Source organism: Variovorax pasteuri, from assembly GCF_051216435.1.
GTDB lineage: Bacteria > Pseudomonadota > Gammaproteobacteria > Burkholderiales > Burkholderiaceae_C > Variovorax.
The window spans coordinates 560,109-568,236 of sequence record NZ_JBPJZS010000004.1; the positions used below are offsets into that span (position 1 = coordinate 560,109).

General features: G+C 67.9%; 7 protein-coding genes. 3 read left to right on the forward strand and 4 right to left on the reverse strand.

The window, feature by feature from the left end; all coding sequences use genetic code 11:
- The first annotated feature begins 13 nt into the window (after nucleotides 1-13).
- From ACSFBM_RS18975 to ACSFBM_RS18985, 3 genes are read left to right on the forward strand one after another with little or no spacing between them, the layout of a single operon-like run.
- Nucleotides 14-1,309 carry a cytochrome P450 gene (locus ACSFBM_RS18975; RefSeq protein WP_435485726.1) on the forward strand — a complete coding sequence of 432 codons (1,296 nt, stop codon included), beginning with the start codon at nucleotides 14-16 and terminating at the stop codon, nucleotides 1,307-1,309.
- Nucleotides 1,306-2,745 (forward strand): aldehyde dehydrogenase family protein, encoded by a 1,440-nt coding sequence (locus ACSFBM_RS18980; RefSeq protein WP_435485727.1) that lies wholly within the window; start codon nucleotides 1,306-1,308, stop codon nucleotides 2,743-2,745. Before ACSFBM_RS18975 ends, ACSFBM_RS18980 begins: the two co-directional genes overlap by 4 nt.
- A gap of 45 nt (nucleotides 2,746-2,790) precedes the next feature.
- Nucleotides 2,791-3,585 (forward strand): SDR family NAD(P)-dependent oxidoreductase, encoded by a 795-nt coding sequence (locus ACSFBM_RS18985; protein WP_435485728.1) that lies wholly within the window; start codon nucleotides 2,791-2,793, stop codon nucleotides 3,583-3,585.
- On the opposite strand, the gene ACSFBM_RS18990 is transcribed toward ACSFBM_RS18985, so the two are convergent.
- From ACSFBM_RS18990 to ACSFBM_RS19005, 4 genes are read right to left on the reverse strand one after another with little or no spacing between them, the layout of a single operon-like run.
- A complete protein-coding gene (locus ACSFBM_RS18990) occupies nucleotides 3,578-4,639 on the reverse strand; it encodes an AraC family transcriptional regulator (protein ID WP_435485729.1) in 1,062 nt (353 codons plus the stop codon). The genes ACSFBM_RS18985 and ACSFBM_RS18990 overlap by 8 nt on opposite strands.
- 14 nt (nucleotides 4,640-4,653) lie before the next feature.
- The gene (locus tag ACSFBM_RS18995) at nucleotides 4,654-5,532 is read right to left on the reverse strand and encodes an enoyl-CoA hydratase-related protein (protein ID WP_435485730.1); all 879 of its coding nucleotides are present in this window, start codon (nucleotides 5,530-5,532) and stop codon (nucleotides 4,654-4,656) included.
- Nucleotides 5,529-6,662, reverse strand: a complete 1,134-nt coding sequence (locus ACSFBM_RS19000; protein WP_435485731.1) for an acyl-CoA dehydrogenase family protein — start codon at nucleotides 6,660-6,662, stop codon at nucleotides 5,529-5,531. The genes ACSFBM_RS18995 and ACSFBM_RS19000 overlap by 4 nt, the downstream gene beginning before the upstream one ends.
- Before the next feature lie 6 nt (nucleotides 6,663-6,668).
- Entirely contained in the window at nucleotides 6,669-7,841 is a 1,173-nt protein-coding gene (locus tag ACSFBM_RS19005) for an acyl-CoA dehydrogenase family protein (RefSeq protein ID WP_435485732.1), read from the reverse strand.
- Nucleotides 7,842-8,128: the final 287 nt, after the last annotated feature.

Consider the following 8,128-nt stretch of genomic DNA (forward strand, 5'->3'; position numbering starts at 1 on the left):
GGAGACAAGCCCGATGAGCATTTCCGACATCGACAATGAAATTGCCAGCCACCAGCTCTACGCAGACCCGCAGCGCATGCATGCCGTGTTCGACCGGCTTCGCAGCGAAGACCCGTTGCACTGGACACAGGCGCCCGGCCATCCGCCGTTCTGGGCCGTGAGCAAGCATGCCGACGTGGTCGAGGTCGGCAAGCACCCCGAGGTGTTCATTGCCGCGCCCAAGACCTTCCTGCTGGACGACGAAGATCTGCGCGTGCGCATCGCCGAGACGGCGGCCACCGGCGGCAAGCTGGTGCGCACCATGATCCACATGGACGACCCGGACCACCGGAAGTACCGCGGGCTCACGCAGTCGTTCTTCATGCCTGCGAACATCAAGCGGCTGGACAGCATCATCCAGGACCGCGCGCGGGCGCTGGTCGGGCGCATGCTCGAACGCTCGGACGGATGCGAGTTCTGCAACGAGATCGCGGTGTGGTTCCCGCTGCAGATCATCATGACCCTGCTCGCGGTGCCTGAACAGGACCATGCCTACCTGCTGAAGCTCACTCAGCAGTTTCTTGCGCCCAAGGACGCGACGCTCAAGCGCGACGGGCCCGAGGCCCAGGGCAAGGGGGCGGTGGCGCGCGAATACTTCACCTACTTCGGCAAGATGCTGGCGGAACGCCGCGCCGCGCCCCTGGCAGACGACCTGGGCTCGCTGATCGCCCATGCACAGGTCGACGGCAAGCCGCTGGAGACGATGGAGGCGGTGTCCTACTACGTGATTCTTGCCACGGCGGGACACGACACCACGAGTTCTTCGATGGGGAGCGGCCTGTACAACCTCTTGCGCCAGCCGGGTGAACTGGACCGGCTGCGTGCCCGGCCCGAACTGATGGCGTCGGCGGTGGAGGAGATGTTTCGCCACGGCAGCCCCGTGAAGCATTTCGTGCGCACGGCCACGCGCGACTACGAACTGCGCGGCAAGACGATCCGCGCCGGCGACGAGGTCGCGCTGATGTACCACTGCGCCAACTTCGACGAAGAGGTGTTCGACGACGCGCGGGCCTTCCGCGCCGACCGCGCGCCCAACAAGCAGATTGCCTTCGGCTTCGGCGTGCATGCCTGCCTGGGCCAGAACCTGGCGCGCAGCAGCATGCGGGCGTTCTTCACGGAGCTGCTGGCACGCACCGCGTACATCGAACTGGTGGGCGAGCCTGCTTTCATCGCGAGCAACCAGGTCGGCGGGCTGAAGGCGCTGCATGTGCGCGCGACGCCCGTGGCGACGAGCACGCAGCACGCGCAGCGCGTGGGAGCGGCCGCATGACGACGCAATCCGAGACGCTGGCCGTGTCGGCACCTGCCATGACCATCGGCGGTCGCGCGGTGCAAGGCGCGGAGACATTCGACGTGGTCGATCCGGCCACGGGCCAGGTGTTCGCGCAGGCGCCCGATGCGAGCGACGGGCAACTCGATGCCGCGGTGCAGGCTGCGCGCGATGCCTTTCCCGCCTGGGCGGCGCGGCCCTGGAGCGAGCGCCAGGCCGTGCTGGGCCAGGTTGCCAAGGTCTACATGGCAAACCAGGAAGAACTGGCGCGGCTGCTGACGCGGGAGCAGGGAAAGCCGCTCGCGCGAGCCCGCTCGGAGGTTGCCGTTGCCGCGCACTGGTATGCGGAGTTCGCGAAGATGTCGCTGCCCGAACTGGTGCTGCAGGACACGGCGCAGGCCCACGTGGTGGTACGCCGCGTGCCGGTGGGCGTGGTGGGTGCCATGGTGCCCTGGAACTATCCGGTGGTGCTCGCGGCCTGGAAGATTGCACCGGGCCTTCTGGCCGGCAACACGATGGTGTTGAAGCCTTCGCCGTTCACCCCGCTCGTCACGCTGCGCCTGGGTGAGTTGTTGCGCGAGGTGCTGCCGCCCGGCGTGCTCAACATCGTGAGCGGAGGCGAGGCGCTCGGCCCGCGCATGTCGGCGCACGAGGGCTTCGACAAGCTCTCGTTCACCGGTTCGTCCGCCACGGGCCGCGCCGTGATGCGCAGCGCGTCGAGCACGCTCAAGCGCCTGACCCTGGAGCTGGGCGGCAACGACGCCGCCATCGTGATGCCCGATGTCGACGTCGAAGCGGTGGCGAGGGAGCTGTTCTGGGGCGCCTTCGTCAACAGCGGTCAGATCTGCATTGCAGCCAAGCGCATCTACATCCACGAGAAGATTTATGCGCGCATGGCGCAGGCGCTGGTGGCACTGGCAGAAACCACCCGCATGGGGCCGGGCGATGCAGAAGGCGTCGAGCTCGGCCCTGTGCAGAACCGGCGCCAGTTCGATCGGCTGCGCGAGCTGCTGGCCGATTGCCGCCAGCGCGGGTTGCGGCTGCTCAGCGGCGGCGAGCCCGCGCCCGGACCCGGCTTCTTCTTTCCGGTGACGCTGGTCGACAACCCGCCGGACGACGCCCGTGTCGTGCGGGAGGAGCCCTTCGGGCCGATCCTTCCGCTGCTGAAGTTCCATGACGTGGACGAGGTGGTCGCCCGCGCGAACGCCTCCGAGTACGGGCTGGCCGGCTCGGTCTGGTGCCGTGACGAGACACAGGCGCTCGCCATTGCGCGGCGGCTGGAAACGGGCACGGTCTGGATCAACGAGATCCAGACCGCTTCACCGCACAAGCCCATGGCAGGACACAAGCAGTCGGGCCTGGGCGTCGAAAACGGCCTGGAGGGGCTGATGACCTACACCCAACCGCAGACGATTTCGCTCCGGCGCGCCGCCTGAACTCCACTGAAGCCCATTGAAACCACACGAACACGAGAACCCAACATGCAACTGAAAGACAAAGTCATCCTCGTCACCGGTGCAGCCAGCGGCATTGGCCGTCAGGCTTGCTTGAGCCTGGCCGCCGGCGGCGCACGCATTTTTGCGAGCGATCTCGACGGCGCAGGCGCCGCGGAGACGGCGGCCCGTATCGAAGCCGAGGGCGGCAGGGCCGTGAGCTTTGCGCACGACGTGACCGATGCCGCCGCGTGGACGCGCGTGACAGGCGAGATCGAGCGGCAAGCCGGGCGGCTCGACGGGCTGGTCAACAGCGCAGGCCTGATGGTCGTGCGGCCCTTCAAGGACACCGATTTCGCGCTCTACCGCAGGCAGCAAGCGGTGAACGTGGACAGCGTATGGCTGGGGTGCCAGGCCGCCCAGGCGCTGATGGCGAGTACAGCTGCGCAGGGCAAGGGCGCATCGATCGTCAACATCTCGTCCATCCTCGGCCAGAAGGGCGGGAGCATGCATTCGGCCTACTGCACCTCCAAGGGCGCTGTGCGGCTCATGACGAAGGCGCTGGCCGTGGAGCTGGGGCGGCTGCAGATCCGGGTGAACTCGGTGCATCCGGGCCTGGTGGAAACGCCGCTGGGCATCGGGTCGATGCAGGACATGATCAGCCACGGTGTGCCGCTGCCTTCGATCGAGGCGGCGGTCGGCATGGTGGCGCAACGCACGCCGCTCGGGCGCATGGCGCAGCCGACGGACGTGGCCAACGTCATTGCGTTCCTGTGCGCGGACGAGTCGGCCTACGTCACCGGCACCGAGCTGACGGTGGACGGGGGCTACAGCATCAACTGAACACGGCGGGGCCGGTGCGCTGGCGCCGGTACGCAAGGGGCGTCATGCCGGTGGCGCGCTTGAAGGCACGGTGGAAGGCACTGGGCTCGGAGAAGCCGAGCCGGTAGCCCACTTCGGCAACGCTCAACTGCGGCTGGTTCAGCAGCCGCATGGCGGTGTCGCGCCGCAGCGTGTCCACGATGGCACGGTAGCTCTGGCCCTCCTCGTGCAGGCGGCGGCGCATCACCTTGGCCGTCTGGCCCATGGTCGCGGCCAGCGCAGTGAGGCCCGGAAGTTGGGCAATATCCCAACGCCGCAGGCAGCGGCGCACCTGCAGGGCCAATGGAACGTCCTCGCGGTAGGGCGCAACCCGCCGCAGCGGCCAATGGAGGATGAAGATTTTCAGGCCTCGCATGTCGGCGACCAACCGGGCGTCGAGCCAATGCGCGTCGAACACCATGCGGCTTGGCGTGCCCCTGCGAAGCGGCGCCTCGAACAGGGTATCGGCCGGGGCGAGGTCGGGGTATGACGGCGGCAGTGTCACCTCCCGCAGTGCGATCGGCCGCTGCACCATCCATGACATCAGCCCGATCGCGCCGTAGAGCAGCACCAAGTGACCGGTGGCGCGGTACGGGTCAGGCGGAGTCGCATCCACGATTTCCAGCGTTGCAGTGGCGCCGTCCACGCGCAGCCTCGGCGCGAAATCGTCCAGCACCAGCCGGTACAGGCTGCAGCCCAGCCGCATCGCCTCGCCGAGGTTGGCGCAGCGCAGCATCTGCTGGGCGACGAGCAGAAAGGTGCCTGCGCGTACCGGGCGTGTGACGAGGCCCATCATCTCGTCGCGCAGCGCGCGCTGCATGCCACGCAGGGCGCGAGCGAACTGCACCAGCGTCACCACGTGCAGCGGGTCCGCGAGCTGGGCCGGCGTGAGGTGGCATCGGCGCAGCAGTTCTTCCGTGTCGCAGCCCTTGGCCTTCGCGGGCTCCAGCAGCAGCCGGAGATAGCGCAGGGCAAGGCCGTCGCCGCCGGATGCGGGTGAGAAGGGCGCCAGAGGCGCTGGAGACCCAGCTTTCATGCGCCCAGAAAACCTCAGGCAGAGAACGTCGGCTCGGTCCACCACGGATAGAGGTCCGGCATGCCGGTACTGACCTTGTCCGGAAAGCGGGCGGCCCGCTTCTCCTTGAACGAGGCCACGCCCTCCGCGGTGTCCGCGGAGCCGCCGCGCGACTTCAGCGCCGCGCTCTCCACGCGATGCGCTTCCATGGGGTGGCCGGCGCCCAGCATGCGCCACATCAGTTGCCGCGTGAGCGCCACGGACACCGGCGCTGCGTTGTCCGCAATGTCCAGTGCCTGCGCCTGCGCGCGCGCAAGCAGTTCGCCGGGTTCGCACACCTGGCTCACGAGCCCGCCGGCCAGCGCCTCGGCCGCGTCGAACACCTTGCCGCCGAGACTCCATTCGAGCGCCTTCGAGATGCCCGCCACGCGTGGCAGGAACCAGCTGGCGCACGCATCGGGCACGATGCCCCGGCGCGCGAACACGAAACCGAAGCGCGCCTCGCTGGAGGCGATGCGCACGTCCATCGGCAACAGCATCGACGCACCGATGCCCACGGCCGCGCCGTTGATCGCCCCGATCAGCGGCTTGGTGCAAGCGAACAGGCGAAGCGCCAGCACACCACCACCGTCGCGACCAGGCTCGTCTTCCGGTTCCGGCGCGCGCGCTGGCGATGCCGTATCGAAGGCCCGCGCGCCCTCGGAGAGGTCGAACCCCGCGCAAAAGGCGTGGCCCGCGCCGGTGATGACGATGGCATGCACGGCGTCGTCGGCGTCGGCCAGGTCGATTGCCCGGCAGAGCTCGCGCCGCATGAGGCGCGTCATGGCGTTCATCTTCTCGGGGCGGTACAGCGTGAGCGTGAGCACCGGGCCGGAAAGGTCCCAGCGAATGCTCTCGAACGCCGCCTCGCTCATTGCATTTCCGCCAGCCGTGTCGCCTGGGCCTCGACGTCGCCGAACAGCTGGTCGATCAGCGTCAGGCGGCGCAGGCAGTGGCCCACGGCGTATTCCTCGGTCATGCCGATGCCCCCGTGCAGCTGAATGGCCGCTTGGCAGAGGGTGCGGCCGTGCCGGCCGATCATGAGCTTGGCGCGCACAAGGTCGGCACGAGCATCCGGCGCATCGAGGTCGTCCGCCGCGATGGCCGCGGCCAGTGCCATGCTGCGGCACATCTCGAGGCTGACGAGCATTTCCGCGGCGCGATGGCGAAGCGCCTGGTTCTCGCCGATCAGGCGGCCGAATTGCTTGCGCGTGTTCAGGTAGTCGATGGCAAGCCGGTAAGCCGATTCCATGGCGCCCACGGCGTCCGCGCAGACCGCGGCAGTGCCGCTCGCCAGGGTGCCTTCGATGCCGCGCACGGCACTGGCGCCATCGTGCGGATCGCCAAGGGGCAGGCCCGCCGCCGCCTTGAAATGGAGTTCGCCGGCCGGCGTGTCGTCCACCATGCGGTGGGCGCGGCAAGACACGCCCTGGGCGCTGGCGTCGACCAGGAACAGGGCCAGGCCGTTCGCATCGCCCGGTGCGCCCGCGGTGCGCGCGCTGACCACGAACCGATGCGCAGCCGGGGCGTGCAGCACATTGCACTTGATGCCGTCGAGCAGCCACTGGTCGCCTTCGCGTCGCGCCGTGGTCTCGACCCAAACCGGGGCCTGGTGCCCGGCGGCTTCGTCGTGGGCCCAGGCCAGGCGTACCTCGCCGCTGGCCACATCGGGCAACAGCTGCGCCTGCAAGGCCTCTGCGCCGGCCAGTCGGAGTGCCGTGGCGCCGAGCACGATCGACGCGAGGAAGGGCTCGAGCGACAGCGCCCGCCCCAGCTCCTGCATCACCGGCAGCAAGTCGACGGCGCCGCCGCCGAAGCCACCATGCGCCTGGGGCAGGGGCAGGGCGGTCAAGCCGAGCTCGCCCAGTTGCTGCCACACGGCTTGGCTCCAACCCGCGGGCGTGGCCGCGATGGCACGGCGCTGCTCGAAACCGTACACGTCGCCGAGCAGGCGGGCCAGGCTGCCTTGCAGCGCTTGCTGGTCTTCATTGAGTTCGAAGTTCATCGTGACCTATCCCAGGATCGTCTTGGAAAGAATGTCCTTCTGGACCTCGCTCGTGCCGCCGTAGATGCTGGCCGCGCGGCTGTAGAAGTAGCGCATGGCCAGCGGCCCCGCCCAGTGCTCGGCGCCCTCGCCGTCGTGCGGGCGGCGCTCCATGGCAGCGGGCCCCGCGATGCGTTGCAGCAGTTGGGCAATGTCCTGCTGCAGCTCGGTGCCCTTGAGCTTCAGCACCGAGGCGAAGCCGGGCACCTTCTGTGCCGTGTCGGGCGACAGCAGAAAGCGCCAGTTGGTGATTTCGAGCGCCCGGATCTCGGCGTCGAGCATGGCCATCTCGCTGCGCAGCTTGGGGCTTTCGAGCAGCGGCTTGCCGGCTTGCGTGCGCTTGGCGGCGAGTTCTCGCGCGTAGTCCAGCCGCTCGCGGCACAGGCCCACGTTGGCGATGCCGGTGCGTTCGTTCATCAACAGGTACTTGGCGCAGTCCCAGCCGCGGCCTTCTTCGCCCACCAGGTTGTCGACGGGCACGCGCACCTCGTCGAAGAAGACCTCGTTGAGGTGGTGCTGGCCATCGATGGAGGTGATCGGCCGGATCGAGATGCCCGGTGTGCGCAGGTCGATCAGCAGGAACGAAATGCCGTGCTGCTTCTTGCCCTCGCTGTCCGTGCGAACCAGCGCGAACACCCAGTCGGCCAGGTGCGCAGTCGTGGTCCAGATCTTCTGGCCGTTGACGATGTACTCGTTGCCGTCGCGCTTGGCCGAGGTGCGCAGCGATGCCAGGTCGGACCCGGAGCCCGGCTCGGAGAAGCCCTGGCAGAACCAGATGTCGAGGTTTGCGAGCTTGGGCATGAAGAAGCGCTTTTGAGCTTCGGTGCCGAACTTCAGCAGCACCGGACCGAGCATGCCGACGTTGAAGACCTGTGGCAGCGGCGCGGGCGCGCGGAACAACTCGTCCAGCAGGATCAGCCGCTCGGCCTGCCCGAGCTCGGCACCGCCGAACTCGCGCGGCCAATGTGGCGCGGCCCAGCCTTTTTCATTGAGGATCCGCTGCCAGGTCACGGTGTCCTGCTTGCGCGGCGGATGGCCCAGGCGCAGGCGTTCGCGAATGTCGACGGGCAGGCGATCCTTGACGAACTGGCGGACTTCGTTGCGGAATGCGGCTTGGTCGGGGGTGAGGTCTAGATCCATCGAGAAGGTGGCTGTGCCTGAAAGTTGCCTTGAACAATCATAGCGCAAGCGCATTCATTGGATCAACCATTAACTGTCAAGATCTCTGAGCCTTGGTGATCTCGCGGCCGCCTCCGCTTGGACTTTCTTGGCAGTCGCCGCGGTCTACCGATTGGGCGACTCTTTGTGGTCGAGGCTGTGTGAAAAGACTGCCAGTTCCGCTCTTCCAAAATTAAAATTGGTGCACCCGTTCTGAGCGAGGTGCCCCATGAAGCGATTCATCCAAGGCGAGTCGCGCGAGCAAGTCA

Coding starts and splice junctions, on each gene's coding strand:
- ACSFBM_RS18975 (WP_435485726.1), top strand. CDS start 14: ATGAGCATTTCCGACATCGACAATGAAATTGCCAGCCACCAGCTCTAC.
- ACSFBM_RS18980 (WP_435485727.1), top strand. CDS start 1,306: ATGACGACGCAATCCGAGACGCTGGCCGTGTCGGCACCTGCCATGACC.
- ACSFBM_RS18985 (WP_435485728.1), top strand. CDS start 2,791: ATGCAACTGAAAGACAAAGTCATCCTCGTCACCGGTGCAGCCAGCGGC.
- ACSFBM_RS18990 (WP_435485729.1), bottom strand. CDS start 4,639: ATGAAAGCTGGGTCTCCAGCGCCTCTGGCGCCCTTCTCACCCGCATCC.
- ACSFBM_RS18995 (WP_435485730.1), bottom strand. CDS start 5,532: ATGAGCGAGGCGGCGTTCGAGAGCATTCGCTGGGACCTTTCCGGCCCG.
- ACSFBM_RS19000 (WP_435485731.1), bottom strand. CDS start 6,662: ATGAACTTCGAACTCAATGAAGACCAGCAAGCGCTGCAAGGCAGCCTG.
- ACSFBM_RS19005 (WP_435485732.1), bottom strand. CDS start 7,841: ATGGATCTAGACCTCACCCCCGACCAAGCCGCATTCCGCAACGAAGTC.